The sequence below is a fragment of the Pedobacter suwonensis genome (assembly GCF_044762335.1).
GTDB lineage: Bacteria > Bacteroidota > Bacteroidia > Sphingobacteriales > Sphingobacteriaceae > Pedobacter.
In genome coordinates this window covers 723,033-740,887 of sequence record NZ_JBIWEB010000001.1, presented here as the reverse complement: position 1 = coordinate 740,887, position 17,855 = coordinate 723,033, and the positions used below count along the sequence as shown (strand labels likewise).

The 17,855-nt window shown below is 37.8% G+C and carries 17 protein-coding genes; 13 read left to right on the top strand and 4 right to left on the bottom strand.

The genetic code is table 11. The features are described 5' to 3' along the window. Positions 1 to 7: 7 nt before the first annotated feature. From gwsG to purN, 4 genes are all read right to left on the bottom strand, one after another. The gene (gwsG, locus tag ACIQXP_RS03165; protein ID WP_387504071.1) at positions 8 to 910 is read right to left on the bottom strand and encodes a grasp-with-spasm system ATP-grasp peptide maturase; all 903 of its coding nucleotides are present in this window, start codon (positions 908 to 910) and stop codon (positions 8 to 10) included. Positions 911 to 1,040: 130 nt separating this feature from the next. Continuing rightward, complete coding sequence (locus ACIQXP_RS03160) at positions 1,041 to 1,280, bottom strand: TIGR04139 family peptide modification target (protein ID WP_145856209.1); 240 nt, start codon at positions 1,278 to 1,280, stop codon at positions 1,041 to 1,043. 117 nt (positions 1,281 to 1,397) lie between these two features. Then, on the bottom strand, positions 1,398 to 1,628 hold the full coding sequence (locus ACIQXP_RS03155) for a hypothetical protein (protein WP_387504072.1): 231 nt from the start codon (positions 1,626 to 1,628) through the stop codon (positions 1,398 to 1,400). A 721-nt stretch (positions 1,629 to 2,349) separates the two neighbouring features. Then, positions 2,350 to 2,928, bottom strand: a complete 579-nt coding sequence (purN, locus tag ACIQXP_RS03150) for a phosphoribosylglycinamide formyltransferase (protein ID WP_387504073.1) — start codon at positions 2,926 to 2,928, stop codon at positions 2,350 to 2,352. Between the two features lie 241 nt (positions 2,929 to 3,169). Here purN and rpsT point away from each other — a divergent pair, with 241 nt between their 5' ends. The 13 genes from rpsT (at position 3,170) to ACIQXP_RS03085 (ending at position 17,855) form a co-directional block, all read left to right on the top strand. Continuing rightward, complete coding sequence (gene rpsT, locus ACIQXP_RS03145) at positions 3,170 to 3,424, top strand: 30S ribosomal protein S20 (RefSeq protein WP_029277289.1); 255 nt, start codon at positions 3,170 to 3,172, stop codon at positions 3,422 to 3,424. Positions 3,425 to 3,492: 68 nt separating this feature from the next. Continuing rightward, entirely contained in the window at positions 3,493 to 4,191 is a 699-nt protein-coding gene (radC, locus tag ACIQXP_RS03140) for a RadC family protein (protein ID WP_090982731.1), read from the top strand. Positions 4,192 to 4,297: 106 nt separating this feature from the next. Further along, entirely contained in the window at positions 4,298 to 5,134 is an 837-nt protein-coding gene (locus tag ACIQXP_RS03135; protein WP_387504074.1) for an endonuclease/exonuclease/phosphatase family protein, read from the top strand. A gap of 3 nt (positions 5,135 to 5,137) precedes the next feature. Continuing rightward, positions 5,138 to 5,902, top strand: a complete 765-nt coding sequence (locus ACIQXP_RS03130) for a prolipoprotein diacylglyceryl transferase (RefSeq protein ID WP_387504075.1) — start codon at positions 5,138 to 5,140, stop codon at positions 5,900 to 5,902. Position 5,903: 1 nt separating this feature from the next. Next, the gene (locus ACIQXP_RS03125) at positions 5,904 to 7,301 is read left to right on the top strand and encodes a radical SAM protein (RefSeq protein WP_387504076.1); all 1,398 of its coding nucleotides are present in this window, start codon (positions 5,904 to 5,906) and stop codon (positions 7,299 to 7,301) included. Position 7,302: 1 nt separating this feature from the next. Beyond that, positions 7,303 to 7,497 (top strand): hypothetical protein, encoded by a 195-nt coding sequence (locus ACIQXP_RS03120; protein ID WP_293741753.1) that lies wholly within the window; start codon positions 7,303 to 7,305, stop codon positions 7,495 to 7,497. 387 nt (positions 7,498 to 7,884) lie between these two features. Next, positions 7,885 to 10,284 (top strand): phenylalanine--tRNA ligase subunit beta, encoded by a 2,400-nt coding sequence (gene pheT, locus ACIQXP_RS03115; protein WP_387504077.1) that lies wholly within the window; start codon positions 7,885 to 7,887, stop codon positions 10,282 to 10,284. A 31-nt stretch (positions 10,285 to 10,315) separates the two neighbouring features. Beyond that, positions 10,316 to 10,606 (top strand): hypothetical protein, encoded by a 291-nt coding sequence (locus ACIQXP_RS03110; protein ID WP_090982743.1) that lies wholly within the window; start codon positions 10,316 to 10,318, stop codon positions 10,604 to 10,606. A gap of 32 nt (positions 10,607 to 10,638) precedes the next feature. After that, positions 10,639 to 10,929: a cell division protein ZapA gene (locus ACIQXP_RS03105; RefSeq protein ID WP_090982746.1), complete on the top strand. Its 291-nt coding sequence runs from the start codon at positions 10,639 to 10,641 to the stop codon at positions 10,927 to 10,929. Between the two features lie 263 nt (positions 10,930 to 11,192). Beyond that, positions 11,193 to 12,764: a ribonuclease Y gene (gene rny / locus ACIQXP_RS03100; protein WP_090982748.1), complete on the top strand. Its 1,572-nt coding sequence runs from the start codon at positions 11,193 to 11,195 to the stop codon at positions 12,762 to 12,764. A gap of 100 nt (positions 12,765 to 12,864) precedes the next feature. Next, complete coding sequence (locus tag ACIQXP_RS03095; protein ID WP_387504080.1) at positions 12,865 to 13,380, top strand: Mpo1 family 2-hydroxy fatty acid dioxygenase; 516 nt, start codon at positions 12,865 to 12,867, stop codon at positions 13,378 to 13,380. A 112-nt stretch (positions 13,381 to 13,492) separates the two neighbouring features. Next, positions 13,493 to 16,297, top strand: coding sequence for a TonB-dependent receptor (locus ACIQXP_RS03090; RefSeq protein WP_387504081.1), 2,805 nt, complete (start codon positions 13,493 to 13,495; stop codon positions 16,295 to 16,297). A gap of 34 nt (positions 16,298 to 16,331) precedes the next feature. After that, on the top strand, positions 16,332 to 17,855 hold the full coding sequence (locus ACIQXP_RS03085; RefSeq protein WP_391527731.1) for a hypothetical protein: 1,524 nt from the start codon (positions 16,332 to 16,334) through the stop codon (positions 17,853 to 17,855).

Genomic DNA, 17,855 nt, shown 5'->3' with positions numbered 1-17,855 from the left:
TTATATCTCATAAATATTCGGCTATAGCTTTCTCTGCACCATAATTACACATGGAGCTGACTCCTAAAAATTGACCAACGGTGTTGACCTCCAAAAAATAAAATTTCTCTTCACTTTTTATGAAATCTATTGAGCCACAGTTTATATCCAGTAACTCCATTAATTGACGGGTTTTCCTTTCAATTTCTATAGGAAGATTGTATCTCACATTTCGATTGGGTTTTTCAAGATTGTACTTTCTGAAATCGGTTTTGGTTCGCTCATCATTTTGGGAGATTATTGCCGTGGAAAAAAACCTTCCGTTCAGGTAAAAGCTTCTGATTTCGAAATCCTTTTCAATTTTTTCCTGAAAAAAGGTAATAAAGAAGCTATCTTCTTCCTGGCGATCGATAACATGCGTATACATAATGCTTTCCCCATAATTCTGGTAAGCGTCAATCGTTATATTTCCGGTCAATGGCTTTATTATTGTTTTATCCAAAACCACATCACACGTATTCTCCGCAAGGTAATATTCGGGAACATCCAGCCCTGTTTTTTTTGCCTGCTCTAATACAAACAGCTTGTTTACAGCGCTATTGCTTTGCTTGTTAATGTGCTTTTTGGATTCAAGTGTTTTGATTACATAATCATGCAGCCAATGTTGGTGCTCCTGCATGTGAATGTTTACCGAATGATTGCCGTAGTGGAAATTTTTAAATTTTAAACCTCCTCTTCTGTACCATACACTATTGATTTCATCGAGGTAAAAACAATTTCTATCGCTTTCGATATAAATCCTTTTCTCTTTGGTTTTGATCTCAAAAATTTCGTCTTCCTGTACCCGGATAAATTTTTTACCCATTGCCAAAAGCCATTTGATTACTTCATTGGTGGTGGTCTCCTGTTTCTTGGATATAATTAAAATCATCTTTATTTAATTGGCCAGTGAATGATTTTGATAGGGCGCCCCTGTTCAGAAGGCAGCCCGTATCTTTTCATAGGATTTGATTAAGTGTAATTTCTGCAGAAGTGATGGCAGAAATTACATTTAAACAATTTTAGTAGTTGTGAACAGGTTCACCGGGTGCAAGACGACGGATTTCCCTGTAAATATATCCACCTGTACCATTTGGTCCCTCATAGTGATCATACTCTATACATCCTTCACCCACAAATACATTGGATTGAATGGAGGTGTAGCCTCCCATTGCTCTTCCGCCGTTGGTTGAAGATAAATCAGTAAGTTTTTTGTTTTCAAGTGAAGAAAAATCTTTCTTCATTCCTTTTAAGTTTTTCATTTTACTAGTTTTTATTGTGAGCAGAATCCAAAATCCTGTTCTGCAGATTTTGTACATTTTCCTGTTAAACCCTAGTCGTTTAAAAATGACACGAGTTAAGGCTCAACTTAAATTTGCCTAGTTAGCGCCGTTCCAGTTTCCTACGTCAGAACTTGGGGCTGAAACAGCAGATTGACATGTTCTTCCGATATACTTGCCGCCATTGCTTTCGTAAGCGTCATATTCCACAGTTTCACTTGGGTATTGGCCCGGACAGGCAACGTTTGATCTGATAAGGTACAAACCACCTTGTACTGTGCTTAAATCTTGGAGTCTTTTGTTTTCCAAAGAAGAAAGGCTCTTCTGCATTCCTTTTAAGTTTTTCATTTTATACAGTTTTATTGATTAGGTAAACCCGCCAACTCACCCTGGCGTTTGGGCTTTTGCTTATAGGCTTTATTACTATGATTTGTACGTCTACAAAAAATATATACCATAGCCTATTTCATTTTGTGATTTGGAAGCAAGCACGCGTTATTGCTTAACCACATTTAAACTTCCCTAAAAAGGAACACCGATACAAGGGGGAATTGATATATGGTAGAGTTGAACTTACATTCGTTAATGTTTTAAATAAAAGCGCTAAACATTAAAGAGGTGGTGTTTCCAATTTTTAATTGGATTAGTTGATCGGGGTAATTGAATCCATTATCAAAACCCCGCTTTGAAATTTTTCAGCTCTCAGCGGGATTTTTTGATTGTTTAAATAGCAGATTGCATCGTTCATGCTTATCTACTCTTTTATAGAAGGTGCGGTAGGATTTGCCGGAAAGAAAGACTTGGTTAGTTTTAAATGCGATTGGTCATTAATCGTCTTTTAAGACGACAAACAAAAAAGCAATTTTTGCCGGTTGCCGGCACTTACAAATTATAAATTTGAGTATAATTCGGTAAAAAGCGGATGATCAATATGGCTGGGTAGCTGCACGAAGGTAAGAAGCATGTTGCGGCCAATTAATGATGTATCACATTAAAAACAGTGTTAATTCGGATCTTTTACGAGTACTGTGTTAATGCTTTAACATCTTAACTATTTGCTGATTTTTTTGACAATGCTTTCCACCACGCGCGGATAATGCAGGTGCTCCAGTTGCTGTCCCTTAAATTTTATCATTTCCAGACTGTCGTTTTTGTCTATCCGGTAGCGGGCCTGGTGAATGTACTCGCCTTCATCGTAATTTTCGTTAACATAATGAATGGTTATACCGCCTTCAGTTTCGCCAGCAGCCATTACCGCCTGGTGAACATAGTCGCCGTACATGCCCTTTCCCCCAAACTTAGGAAGGATTGCAGGGTGAATATTCACAATTCTGCCTGGATAAGCATGGATCAGGTTTTTAGGAATCAGCCAAAGGAAACCTGCCAGCACGATAAAATCAATTTCAAGATTTTTCAGCAGGTCTACTACCTCATCGGTTTGGTAGAACTCATTTCGATCGAAGATATGGGTGGGAATTTCAAAATTATCAGCTCTTTGCAATACATATGCATCGGCATTGTTCGTTAACACCAAAGATATTTCTATTTCATTGCTCCGCTTAAAATGCTCCATCAGCTTTTGGGCATTAGAGCCGGAACCTGATGCAAAGATGGCTATTCTCTTTTTCACTCAAAATCGTTTTGCCCAAAAATACTATTTTTAAGACTGTTTTCTCTATGTAAAAGAATTTTTATTCAATCAGGTTAAAGTATTATTAATGAATAATTTTAACTTATTTTTGCTGTTCGAAAACAGGGTTTGGTTTTAATGAAAAAAAAGTTAAAAGTGTTTTGTGATTTAAAAACATTAATCCTATATTTGCAACCCGAATTATAGGAAACGAATAAGAAAAATAAAAGGCTAAATAGAAATGGCAAATCATAAATCTTCATTAAAAAGAATTAGAGCAAACGCAACAAAACGTTTACGTAACAGATATCAGGCAAAAACTACGCGTACTTTCATTAAAAGATTACGTGCTGCAGAAGATAAAAAATCTGCATCGGATTTATTGCCTAAAGTAATCTCTATGTTAGATCGTTTAGCTAAAAAGAACATCATCCACAAAAATAAAGCAGCAAATAACAAATCAAAATTAACGAAATTCGTTAACGGTTTAAAATAAGCCATTTTTTTACGATATTAGGAAGGCATCCCAACGATAAGTTAGGATGCCTTTTTTTATCTTCAAAAATGGAAAACTACGAACAGAAGCTAGGAATAAAGTTATGGGCTGAAGAAGATCGGCCCCGCGAAAAACTTTTGTTGCACGGCAGAAGACATTTAACGGATGCTGAACTCATCGCCATTTTAATTGGCTCTGGTAATAAAAACGAAACGGCTGTTGATTTAAGTAAAAGAATTTTATCTTTTTACGATAACAATTTAACCAAACTGGGTAAGGCTTCCATTCTGGAACTTTCGAGGTTTAAAGGAATCGGAGAAGCAAAAGCGTTAACGATTATTGCTGCTTTAGAGCTTGGCTTACGAAGGAAAGAAACCACGGAGGAAGTGATTACGCATGTAACGACTTCTAACGATGTATATAAATATTTACATCAAACCTTTGCCAATCTCAATCATGAAGAATTCTGGATATTACTGTTAAATAGGTCCAACCGCGTGATCGGTAAATTCCTGATCAGCAAAGGCGGACAGGCTGGTACGGTAGCTGATCCGAAAATTATTTTTAAAACGGCTTTAGAAAACAATGCGGCAAATATCGTGTTGGCACATAATCACCCCTCCGGAAATTTAAAGCCCAGCGAGAGTGATGATAAATTGACCAGAGATATGGTCGCCTCAGGTAATTTGTTGAGTTTGTATGTGGTCGATCACCTGATTTTTGCCAATAACCGCTATTATAGCTACAGAGATGAAGATTTAATTTAAAAGATACTTGGATGTTAAGCTACAATTAACGTTAAAATAGTATAATAGCGGCTCAGAAATAGGTGGTACAAATCACCTTATTAATTAAACAGTGAAATTACATTTTATGAATGCTTTAAAAATCATCCCTATTTTTCTTTTATTAACCATTGCGGCTTTTGCTCAGAAAAAAGGCGTTCCAATTAATCTCATTACCTATAATATCCGCTTAAATGTTGCATCAGATGGAATCAATGCCTGGCCAAACCGAAAAGATAATGTAAAAGCACTGGTTAAGTTTCACGATGCCGATATCCTTTGCGTACAGGAAGCCCTGCCTGAACAATTTGATGCCCTGCTGGAAAATTCCAATTTTGATGTAGTGGGTGTTGGGCGCGATGACGGCAAAAGAAAAGGAGAATTTTCGGCAGTTTATTTTGATAAAGATCGTTTCACTAAAAAAGATGGTGGTACATTCTGGTTATCAGAAACGCCTGATGTGCCTTCAAAAGGATGGGATGCTGCACTCAACCGCGTGTGTAGCTGGGTAAAACTTTACGATAAGCTGACTAAAAAGGAATTTATCGTTTTCAATACCCATTACGATCATATTGGGGTGAAAGCGAGAATTGAATCAGCTAAATTGTTGAAACAAAAGATACAGCAGATTGCACCAAATTTACCGGTTGTTTTTACGGGTGATTTAAATGTGACGCCAGAAACGGAGGCCATTGCAACCATCAAATCTTTTCTCATTGATGCAAAAGACGTTTCTGTAGAGCCTCCATATGGGCCAACTGGTACATTTAACGGTTTTCATTTCGATAGCGACCTGAAAGACAGGATCGATTATGTTTTCGTAAACAAAGGTTTTAAAGTGCAAAAATTTGCCGTGTTAACAGATAGTAAGGATAAAAGGTATTATTCAGATCATTTACCCGTTTTTTGCCGGTTATTCTTTTAATAGATGCTGTTAAAATCTGTATCACCATTTCCTTTTCAATTTGGGCTTTTTGGTCATCAATACCATTATCATTACATTTTTGAAACCCTCGCTTTTATCATCGGCGTGAGGTTATATTACCATTATAAAAAAGGAATTGCAGATCCGATATCTGACGAAAACAGATTATGGATTATGTTAGGGGCCATGCTTGGTGCCCTGGTTGGCTCGCGGGTAGTAGCTGTACTGGAAACGCCGGAATTAGTCAATCATCTTACGTTTTCGGTTCTTTATCAAAGTAAAACCATTGTTGGCGGTTTGCTTGGCGGCTTATTTGGTGTCGAACTTATAAAAAAGATCATCGGAGTAGATATCGCCTCGGGAGATGTTTACGTGATCCCGATTTTAGTTGCATTGATTATAGGGCGGATCGGTTGCTTTTCAATGGGGATCGATGAACCGACCTATGGTATTCCTACCCGCTTTTTTATGGGAATGGATCTTGGTGACGGTATACCCAGACATCCGATCATGCTCTATGAAATGAGCTATCTGGTACTTTTAATTTTTCTTTTTAACGTTTTGAAACATAAAGAATTGATTAACGGCGACCGTTTTAAATTATTTATGTTGCTTTATTTCTTATTTAGGTTTTTGATAGAGTTTATAAAGCCTTACCATTCGTTATTTTTAAATTTAAGCAGCATTCATTGGTCTGCATTGTTTATTTTTATTTATTATTATAGATTCATTTTTAGAATTTCTAAAAGAATCTTACCTAACCTGTAACATGATGGCCAATACCAGAGATTATATATATTACGATTATACCAAAAGCCTTTGTCCTGAATGTTTACAGCTTTGCGATGCGAAAATTGTTTTTCAAGATGGTAAGGTGTTTATGCTGAAAAATTGCAGGACACATGGTGATAGTAAAGTGATGATTGCTGATGATGTCGAATATTATAAACAGATCAGGAATTACAATAAACAGTCTGAAATGCCACTTAAGTTTAATACCAAAGTGCATTACGGTTGCCCTTACGATTGTGGTTTGTGTACCGATCATGAACAGCATTCGTGTTTAACGGTAATAGAGGTTACCGATCGTTGCAACCTGGCCTGTCCAACCTGTTATGCCATGTCGTCACCAAATTATGGCAGGCACCGAACTTTGCCGGAAATAGAGCGGATGATGGATGTAGTAGTGGCCAACGAAGGCGAACCTGATGTGGTTCAGCTCTCAGGTGGAGAACCAACCGTGCACCCTGAGTTTTTTAAGATTTTAGATCTCGCCAAAACCAAACCTATCAAACATTTAATGGTGAACACCAACGGTATCAGGATTGCCAAGGACATTAATTTTGTAGAGAAGCTGGCTACTTATATGCCCGATTTCGAAATTTACCTGCAGTTTGATAGTTTTGATGCCGATGTGTTGACCAGGCTAAGAGGCGAAGACCTTACTGAGGTAAGGAAAAAAGCCATTGATCATTTAAATCAGTTTAATGTATCGACAACCTTGGTTGTTACTTTGCAAAAAGGACTAAACGATCATGAAATTGGCGATATTTTAGATTATGCGCTCAAACAGAAATGTGTACGTGGGGTTACTTTCCAGCCGACCCAGGTTGCCGGAAGAAACGATGATTATAATGATCAGCAGGGAAGGATTACCTTGACTGAGGTGCGCAGAAAGATTTATGAGCAATATCCCACCTTCACCCCGCAGGATTTGATTCCCGTACCCTGCAATCCTGATGCATTATGTATGGCTTATGCTTTAAAAATCGGCGATGAAGTCATCCCGATGACACACCTGATCAACCCTGAAGATTTGCTCAATAATTCAAAAAATACCATCGTGTTTGAACATGATGAAAAACTGAAAGAACATATGCTCAACTTGTTTAGCACAGGTGTTTCGGTCGATTGTGCAGAAGACACTTTTGGCGAATTGATGTGCTGCCTGCCAAGAGTAAAATCAGATAGTTTGAGTTACGATAATTTATTTCGGATCATTATCATGAATTTTATGGATCCGCTTGATTTTGATGTGCGGGCTGTTAAAAAATCTTGTGTGCACATTGTAAGCGATAAATATAAAATGGTGCCTTTCGAGACCATGAATATTTTTTACCGCGATAATACAATAGATCTGATCAGGGAAAGATTAAATATGAATTAATATGGGTGGTTTATTCGGCTTATTTGTGATTTACATTCTTACTGCAATTGTACTTTTTGTAGTGGGGATCATTCAGATTATCATTAAATCTTCCAGGAACGAACCGGTGAAACCCGGATTGAAACTGCTTATTATTTCGGTAATAATGGCTGTGATCGGTTTTGGTGCTTGCGCAGTATTGCTTTTTAACAGTTAATATCAAAACGAGCGTATGGGAATTTTTATTATATATTGGGTGATTGCGGTGTTGTTGTTTATAATTGGCATCGTGCAGATTATCATGAAAGCTGTAAGAAATCAACCCGTTAAACCTGGACTTCAGTTAGTTATCGCTTCGGTTATTATGCTGGTAATAGGAGCAGGGGCATGCGCGGTCATTCTATCCAATCTGAAAATCGGTCATTAGTTACTTTTTGGTGTGTTTGAACCATTTTTAGGTTTTGTTATCTCTCACATCTCCAGTCTCAAATCTCAATAATTAACTTCCTCCTTTGACCTTTAAATAATATCTTTGCGTTTTAATAAAATTGATCATCATCCGGGCTTGTCCCGATACTTGATACTCATTACTTGATTCTCTAAAATGAAAATATCATATAACTGGTTAAAGCAATTCGTACAAATTGAAAAAACACCTCAGGAGCTTTCTTTAATTCTTACCAATGTAGGTTTGGAGGTAGAAAGTGTAGAAAAAGTGCAGCCTGTTGTGGGCGGTTTAGAGGGCTTGATTATTGGCGAGGTATTAACCTGTGTTCAGCATCCCAATGCCGATCGGTTACGTATTACCACTGTAAATGTTGGTGGTAAAGAAAATCTTCAGATTGTTTGCGGTGCGCCAAATGTAGGCGCCGGCCAAAAAGTGGTGGTAGCTACCGTGGGTACTACGGTATATCCCTTAGAGGGAGAACCTTTTAAGATAAAAGAATCAAAAATCAGAGGAGAACTTTCGCAGGGAATGATCTGTGCCGAAGATGAAATCGGTTTGGGTAAATCACATGATGGGATTATGATCCTTGCTGAAGATACCGAAGTTGGAATCCGTGCAAAAGATCATTTTAAAATGGATGACGATTTTGTTTTCGAAATCGGATTAACACCTAACCGTGCCGATGCGGCTTCACATTTGGGCGTGGCGAGAGATGTTGCTGCTTATTTCAGGAGTGAGTATGAAATGCCCGATATTTCCGCATTCAAAACGGACAACGAAAATCTGGTTATTCCGGTTGAAGTAGAAGATTTGGCCGCTTGTCCGCGTTATAGTAGCGTTACCATTTCGGGCGTTACCGTGGCAGAATCGCCTGACTGGTTAAAAGATAAACTAAAGGTAATTGGTGTACGTCCGATTAATAATGTGGTAGATGTTACCAATTATGTGCTTCATGGTTTAGGGCAACCATTACATGCATTTGATGCTGATAAAATTACCGGCGGAAAAGTAATCGTTAAAAAAGCGGTAGAAGGGACTCCTTTTGTAACGCTTGATGATGTGGAGCGTAAGTTGAGTGCAGATGATCTGATGATCTGCAATGCTGAAGCACCAATGTGCATTGCAGGGGTGTTTGGTGGCAAATCTTCTGGTGTAGATACGAGTACCAAAAATATTTTCCTCGAAAGTGCTTACTTCAATTCTGTTTCTGTGCGTAAAACGTCAAAAAGACATGGTTTAAAGACCGATGCCTCTTTCCGGTACGAGCGTGGTACTGATCCTGAGATTACGGTTACCGCATTAAAATATGCAGCCATGTTGATTAAAGAACTGGCTGGCGGCGAAATTTCCTCTCCGGTTGCTGATATCTATCCAAACCACATCAAGCCCTTTGAGTTTGAGGTAAGTTATACCAATATCAATAAATTGATCGGTGCAAATATCCCTTCTGCCGAAATCAAACACATCATAACCGCGTTAGGTATTTCCGCTACCAATACCGCTGAGGATACTTTGGCTTTGAGGGTACCATCATTTAAAGTAGACGTAACCCGCGAATGCGACATTACAGAAGAAGTGCTGCGTATTTACGGTTATAACAATGTTGAAATTCCTTCAAAGGTAAACGCATCACTTTCTTACAGTGTTAAGCCTGAAAAGGAAAATACACATAACGTAATTGCAGATATGCTTACCGCGAATGGTTATGCCGAGATTATGTGCAACTCGTTAACCAAATCGGCCTATTCGAAAAATTTAGACGAAGCCGTATTTATTTTAAATCCGTTAAGCAGTGATTTAAATGTAATGCGCCAGAATTTACTGATGCCTGCGCTGGAAAGTGTAGCATACAATCAAAACCGGAAGAACTCGGATGTGAAATTTTATGAATTTGGTAAAACCTATCATTTGATTAACGAAAAGTATGTTGAGCGGCCAAGGTTGTTATTGTTGATTGCTGGTGCCAAGCAAAGTGAGCAATGGAACCACCAGGCTAAACCGGCAACTTTTTATAATTTAAAATCAGCCGTTGATGCAGTTGTATCACGTTTGGGGATTGTCAGTTATCAGTCGGATGTTTTAAACGATGAAAACTTTGCTTATGGAATTAAATACTTCCGTGGAGATAAAACTTTGGTAAGTTTCGGTGCTGTTTCAAAAGCTGACCGTAAAGTAGCTGATGTGAATACTGAAGTATTTTATGCGGATTTTGATTGGGCTGTTTTGTTGGATATTGTAAGGAAAAATAAAATCGTGCACAAAGATGTTGCAAAATATCCGCAGGTACGTCGTGATCTTTCCTTATTAATTGACCAAAATGTAACTTTCGATACCTTAAAGGGGATTGCCTTTAAAACGGATAAAAAGCTGATAAAGGAAGTTGGAGTATTTGATGTATATGTTGGTGATAAATTACCCGAAGGAAAAAAATCTTATGCGCTGAATTTCATCTTGCAGGATGAGGAACAAACCCTGACCGATAAGCAGATTGAGCATACCATGCAGAAGCTTATCACGAATTTAACGGCACAAGCTGGCGCAGAAATTAGGAAATAAAATATAAATTCGTATTTTTAGAAATAAATTCATGGCTTCTGTTGCAGATCAATTAGATAAAGTATTACAAAAAACGGCTCGGGTGATTGAGTTATGTAATGCGCTACAGGAAGAAAATGATTTATTAAAGCTTGAAAACCAATCGTTAAAGGTAGCACTTGATACAGCGAAAGAAAAAAATGTAGAACTTGATGAAAAATTGAGGGTTACAAAATTGGCTAAAAGTATCGAGGGGACAAGTGAAAAATCGCTTGACATTAAACAAAAAATTAACGATTTTGTGCGGGAGATTGATAAAAGTATTGCATTATTAAAAAAATAGTGATGCAAGGAAATCAGAAACTAAGCTAACAAATGGGAGAAATCTCGATTAAAATAACCATTTCCGACCGTATTTACCCATTAAAGGTGAACATGGAAGAGGAAGAAATTGTGAGACGGGCAGCGAAAATGATCAATGAGCGCATAAAAGATTACCAGGATAATTATGCGGTTAGAGATAAGCAAGACCTTCTTTCTATGGCCGTATTGCATTATGCAACAGCCGTGTTAAGAACAGAAAACAAAGTACAGAGCCAGGATACTGCTGTTGCCGATAAAGTTGAAGAATTGGATGTTTTACTCAGTAATTTCTTTGCAAAATAAGGTTCGTTCTTTCGGCATTTCATTACGCTGACCTGTTCAGCGCTTAGATAATGCCAACATTTAGCATAAAAACATAGCCGCGGCTGGTTTTTGAGTTTCAAATTTTATAAAACTTAACACTTCAATATCTATAGGGTTAAGAGGGCGTATTTCATTTGCTATTGCACCTGAAAATGGCTTAAACCCTAATTATGCTTAGTTGAGGTTTAAAATGTATGAGACTTTAAAAATTAGTTGCGGTTTTTTTTTACATAAAAAACAAAATGGAAATAGTTGAAATATTAGGATATGTATTTGCCGTGATAGCGGGTATAGCTATCGGAGTAGTAATAGGAAGATTTCTCCTGCGTAACTTGCTTAAACAGCAGGAAATTGCCGCACAGAACAAAGTGAAAAAGATTTTAAAAGATGCAGAAAACAATGCAGAAATTTTAAAAAAGAATAAACTTTTAGAAGCAAAAGAGAAATTTTTACAGTTAAAAGCCGAGCACGAACAAGAAGTTAGTGCCAGAAACAATACCATTAACCAGCGCGAAAATACCATTAAGCAAAAAGAGCAATCGGTAAATCAGCGCATGGAAAATTTTAATAGAAAAGAGCAGGAACTCGAAAAGCATAAAATTAACCTCGAAAAACAGACTGAACTTGCGGTTAAAAAGCAAGAAGAAGTAGAGGTACTCAAAAACCAGCATCTAAAGCAATTGGAAACCATTGCCGGCCTTTCTGCTGAAGAAGCCAAAGAACAATTGGTAGAAAATCTGAAACAAGAAGCCCGCACCCAGGCCATGATGCAGGTGAAGGATATTGTGGATGAAGCCAAATTAACGGCGAGTAAAGAAGCTAAAAAAGTAGTTATTCAAACCATCCAGCGTACTGCTACAGAGGCGGCAATTGAAAATTCTGTATCTATTTTCCACATCGAAAGTGACGAGATCAAAGGTCGCGTTATTGGTAGAGAAGGTAGAAATATACGTGCTTTGGAAGCAGCAACCGGTATCGAAATTATTGTAGACGATACGCCGGAAGCCATCATTCTATCAGGTTTCGACCCGGTAAGAAGAGAGATAGCCCGTTTGGCTTTACACCGTTTGGTAACAGATGGTCGTATCCACCCGGCACGTATTGAAGAAATTGTAGCCAAAACCAAAAAACAGATCGAAGATGAGATTGTAGAGATCGGCGAGCGTACCGTAATCGATTTGGGTATTCACGGCTTGCATCCTGAACTGATCCGCATGGTTGGACGTATGCGTTACCGTTCATCTTATGGACAAAACTTATTACATCACTCACGTGAGGTAGCTAATTTCTGTGCTACCATGGCTGCAGAATTAGGCTTAAATGCTAAAATGGCTAAACGTGCAGGTCTATTACATGATATTGGTAAAGTGCCTGATGACAATCCTGAGTTGCCACACGCTATTTTAGGTATGCAGCTGGCCGAAAAATATAAAGAACACCCTGAAATTTGTAATGCCATTGGTGCCCACCACGATGAAATTGAGATGACTTCAATGATCTCACCAATTGTACAGGCTTGTGATGCTATTTCTGGCGCTCGTCCGGGTGCACGCCGTGAGGTAGTGGAAAGTTATATTAAACGCCTTAAAGATTTAGAAGAGTTGGCTCTTTCTTATCCGGGTGTTGAGAAAACTTTCGCCATTCAGGCCGGTAGAGAACTGCGTGTAATTGTAGAAAGCGAGCGCATCACCGATGCACAGGCTGAATTGTTAGCTGCTGATATTTCTACCCGTATCCAAACAGAAATGACCTATCCGGGACAAATTAAAGTGACCGTAATCAGGGAAACCCGTTCGGTAGCCTTTGCGAAGTAATGATTAAACGACCTTAGAGGTTTTCAAAACCTATAAGGTCTCTAAGATTAAACAAAATATAAAGCGATGGATATTCCATCGCTTTTTTTATTTTTACATAATGAGCAAGCAAACCATTAAAATTGACCCTGAGCGACCTGTTGATGTACTTTTTGATAAGTATGCCGAAAGTCACCAAAACCCAACCAATAAACTGGTTCATTGGATCTGTGTTCCTTTAATCGTATTTAGTCTGTTGGGTTTAGTATGGCAGATTCCATTTCCGCATCTAAATTTTTTAGGCAGTTATAATGGGTTCTTTAACTGGGCTTCCTTTCTACTGGCCTTTAGCCTGTATTATTATTTTACATTGTCTCCGGTATTGTTTTTCATGATGATCTGGGTGGTGGGAATAATGAGTTATGTTATCGTCAAAATTGAACAGGCGGTAGGTTTAGGGAGCGGAACCGCTTATGTCATTTATGCTGCAATATTTGTAGCGGCCTGGGTTGGTCAGTTTATCGGCCATAAAATAGAGGGGAAAAAACCATCATTCTTAGATGATGTTAAATTCTTGTTAATTGGCCCGATCTGGTTACTGCACTTTATTTGCAAAAAGGCGGGCATCCGTTACTGATCAAAAATACTTGTTAATATTTAATTAACTTTAAAGTAAAGCAATCTTAATTAACATCTAACTTACAGTTAATACTGTGGTAATAATTTTGCCCTTATCAAATAAAGGCAAATTGGACTTACTAAACTCTTTTAAAAGGGCGGCACTTACTGTGTTCGCGCTAACGATCAGCATACTTTCGTATGCCCAAACCGGAAAAATTTCTGGTAAAATAACGGATAAATCTACGGGGCAAACGTTGGTGGGCCTATCTGTATTGATAGAAGGAACATCCATTGGTACCACCAGTGATGCTGATGGTAATTATATTTTAAATACTGTAAAACCAGGAACTTACCGTGTAAGTTTTTCTTTTATTTCCTTTAAAAAACAGGTAATTCCTAATGTAAAAGTTACTCCAGGAAAAACAACTGTGATAGATGTTGTGATGGAAGATGATCAATCTACCCTTAACGATGTTGTAATTACAGGCGCCAGGAAATCAGGTACTGAAGTGTCTCTTTTGGCAGAGCTGAAAAAATCTCAGTCAATTGCAAACGGGGTTTCCGCTCAAACCATTCAGCGATCCGGTGATACAGATGCTGCGCAAGTAGTAAAACGTGTTCCCGGTATTACGATTGTTGACAATCGTTTTATTAATATCCGTGGTCTGGCAGAACGTTATAATAATGTTCAGTTAAATAATGTAACCGCACCCAGCTTAGAAACGGATGTTCGGTCTTTTTCATTTGATTTAATACCAAGCAATCAAATTGATCGTGTATTGGTTTATAAAAGTCCTTCGGCTGATATTCCCGCAGATTTTGCAGGAGGTGTTGTTAAGGTTTTTCTTAAAAGCATACCTGATGATGATCGATTAACAATCGATTATGGAACTGGTTACCGTCAAAATGCTACTTTTAAAGATTTCAAAAGGACTAATACCGGAAGCTTATATTTTACTGGCTTTAATACAGGTGAAAATGATTTACCTGTTAATTTCCCTTCAAATTTAAACCAGGTTAATGCCAGTAAATTGAATGCCGCAGGGCACGCACTAAGAAATAACTGGGTGCCAGAAGTTAATATGGCTAATCTGGATCAAAAGTTAAATATCTACGGTAGCAAACGTTTTAACATCAACAATAAATTATTGGGAAATATTACGGCGATTACCTACAGCAACAGCAAAACAAATAATGCCGTGTTTAGAGGAAATTACGAGGTTTATGATCCAATTTCGAAAATCGCTGAAGAAAATTACAGATATAATGACGATCAGTATACCTACAATGTTCGTTTAGGGCTTGTACATAACTGGGCCTTTAAATTAGATAACAACAATACTTTCGAGTTTAAAAACCTGTATAACCAGTTAAGTACATCACAATATGTGAGTCGCTTGGGGTCTGAAAAACAACAAGAGTATGCCAATTATGCTTCGAATGTTTTATATCGTGGCATCTATTCAGGGCAATTATCTGGTGTTCATAAATTCAATGAAGAGCATACCATGTTTGACTGGGTATTAGGTTATAGTAAATCATTCAGAGACCAGCCTGATTATTCACGTTACAGAACACTTGCTAACGGAGACGGTACATATAATCTTTTCGTGCCAACTGGTGGTGCCCAACCCGAGTTTTTGGGTAGGTTTTATTCCAAAATGAATGAAGACATTAAAACCGGTGCATTTAATGTTGAACAGGCACTTGCTCCAAAATCTGAGGGTTTTAAGCCTTCAATAAAAGTTGGTGGTTATTATGAAGATAAGCAAAGAACATTTTCTTCGAGAAACATCGGTTACGTGCGGGCAAATTCATTACAATTTGATCAGTCGTTGTTAAAGGGAACTATAGAAGAACTTTTCGACTGGAAAAACATTAATACAACAACGGGAATCAGATTGGACGAAAAATCTAATCCATATGACAACTATGATGCTTCAAATAAACTATTAGCTGGATTTGCCAATTTTGTTCTGCCGTATAAAGATAAATTAACCGTAGTTGCAGGTGCAAGAGTAGAAAATAACGTTCAGAAACTGAACAGTTTTGATACCGGAGGCCCTGTTAACGTTAATAATGATATTACGAGGGTACTTCCTTCGGCAAACATCCAGTTTAATATAAACGAAAAATCTTTATTCAGACTGGCTTATGGTAAAACATTAAACAGACCAGAATTTAGAGAAATCGCACCCTTTTCATTTTATGATTTTGATCAGAATTTCAATGTTGCCGGAAATCCAAATTTAAAAACAGCAAAGATTGATAATTACGATTTAAAATATGAATTCTATCCATCAACAAGCGAATTGATCAGTATTTCAGGTTTCTACAAAAAATTTAAAGACGCCATTGAGATGACTGCTATACCAGGTTCTAATGCGCAGTCTTTTAATTTCAATAACGCTCAGAACGTTAGAAATATAGGGGTAGAATTAGAAATGCGTAAATCGCTTGCAGGGTTAAGTGAAAGTAAGTTTTTAAACGATATCACCATTTTGCTAAATGCTTCATACATTAATAGTAAAGTGATGTTTGATGGCGCCAGCGCAATTGGACAATCCAATGATCGCCCCATGCAAGGACAATCACCATATATTTTAAACGCAGCGATATTCTATAATAACATTAAATCTAAATTCCAGGTTAACCTGCTTTATAATGTTGCTGGAAAACGTATTGCATTTGTTGGCACAGATCTGATCAGGGATATTTATGAGATGCCAAGAAACGTGGTTGATTTAGTTGTGACGAAAAATTTCACCAATAAACTATCCCTAAAAGCCAACTTCAACGACTTGCTCAACCAAAACTTTACATTGATGCAGGACGGAAATCAAGATGGAAAATTCGATCAGTCAGATCAGGTTACGGCCCAATTTAGGAGTGGCCGTCAGATCGGATTAACACTTTCTTACAAAATATTTTAAATAAAAAATAAAGACTTAAATAGGAAAAATGAATATGAAAAAGCTTTACAAGCCAAAATTTGGTACTAACGGATTCAAAACAATGGTATTTGTTTTGGCAGGAACATTAATTTTTAGTTCATGTAAAAGAACAACTATTATCGAATACAATGAAGCTGGATATAATTCTGGTAACGGATCTGGTACAGGTACAAATCCAGCTACTGGATTTACTAAACCAATAGTAGAAGTTGCAAACGGAAGTATTACGACCAACACTAAGTGGACTAAAGACAAAATTTACAGACTTAATGGTTTTGTTAGAGTGGGTAGAGATGCAAAAAATAAAGCAGGTTTAGCAGCAATTGAAGGAGTTACCTTAGAGATCGAAGCGGGTACGGTGATTATCGGCGACAGAGAGACAAAAGGTACCTTAGTTGTACAAAGAGGAAATAAATTAATTGCTGAAGGTACTGCATCTCAACCAATTATTTTTACTTCAGAACGTGCTCCGGGATTACGTGAGCCAGGAGATTGGGGTGGCGTTGTATTATGTGGAAAAGCAACTAACAATCAATCAGGCGGTGAGGCCGAATTAGAAGGCGCTTACGAAGGCTGGCACGGTGGCACGGTTGATACAGATAATTCTGGTATTTTAAAATATGTAAGAATTGATTATGCTGGTACGCCGATTAATCCTAATCAGGAGGTTAACTCATTAACCATGGGTTCAGTGGGTTCTGGAACTGTAATTGATTACGTGCAATGTTCTTATGGTCTGGATGATGCTTTCGAATGGTTTGGTGGAACTGTAAATGCGAAACACTTGATCGCTTACCGTGGGCTTGATGATGATTTTGACGTTGATTTTGGTTTCCGTGGTACCGTACAGTTTGCTATTGGCATCCGTGATGCAAATTCCGCCGACCAATCTGGCTCTAATGGTTTTGAAGTTGATAATGATGGAACTGGATCCAGTGTTACACCTTACACATCACCTCAGTTTTCGAATGTAACTATTATTGGCCCAAAGAAAGACAGAACCAAAACCATTTCAACTCAATTTCAAAATGCAATGCATTTGAGAAGAAATAATAAAATAAAAATCTACAATTCTGTATTTACAGCATACCCTAATGGATTGTTTATTGATGGGGCAACCACTTTGGCAAATGCGGCAAATGGCGAATTAGTATTAAAAAATAATGTTTTAGCAGGTGTTGATGGTTGGGGAGCAAACGGTTATGGTACAGGAGGTACAACAACATTTCCTAATCCGGTAGGTGTTGAAACGAAATCAACTGGCAATGTAGGCACGCAGACAATTGATGTCTGGTTTAAAACAGCATCGTTCGGAAACGAAACTTATGGGAAATGGCAGGATTTAGGAATCGATGAAACTATTTTTGATTTAGGTGCTACTCCTAAATTCACCTTAAATACTGGGTCAATTTTATTAGCAGGTGCTAGTTTTACGGGCTTAACTGGTTTTGATGTCGTAACTCATCGTGGTGCATTCGGTACTTCAGACTGGACATCAGGTTGGGCTAACTTTACGCCTCAAACTAATGTCTATTAA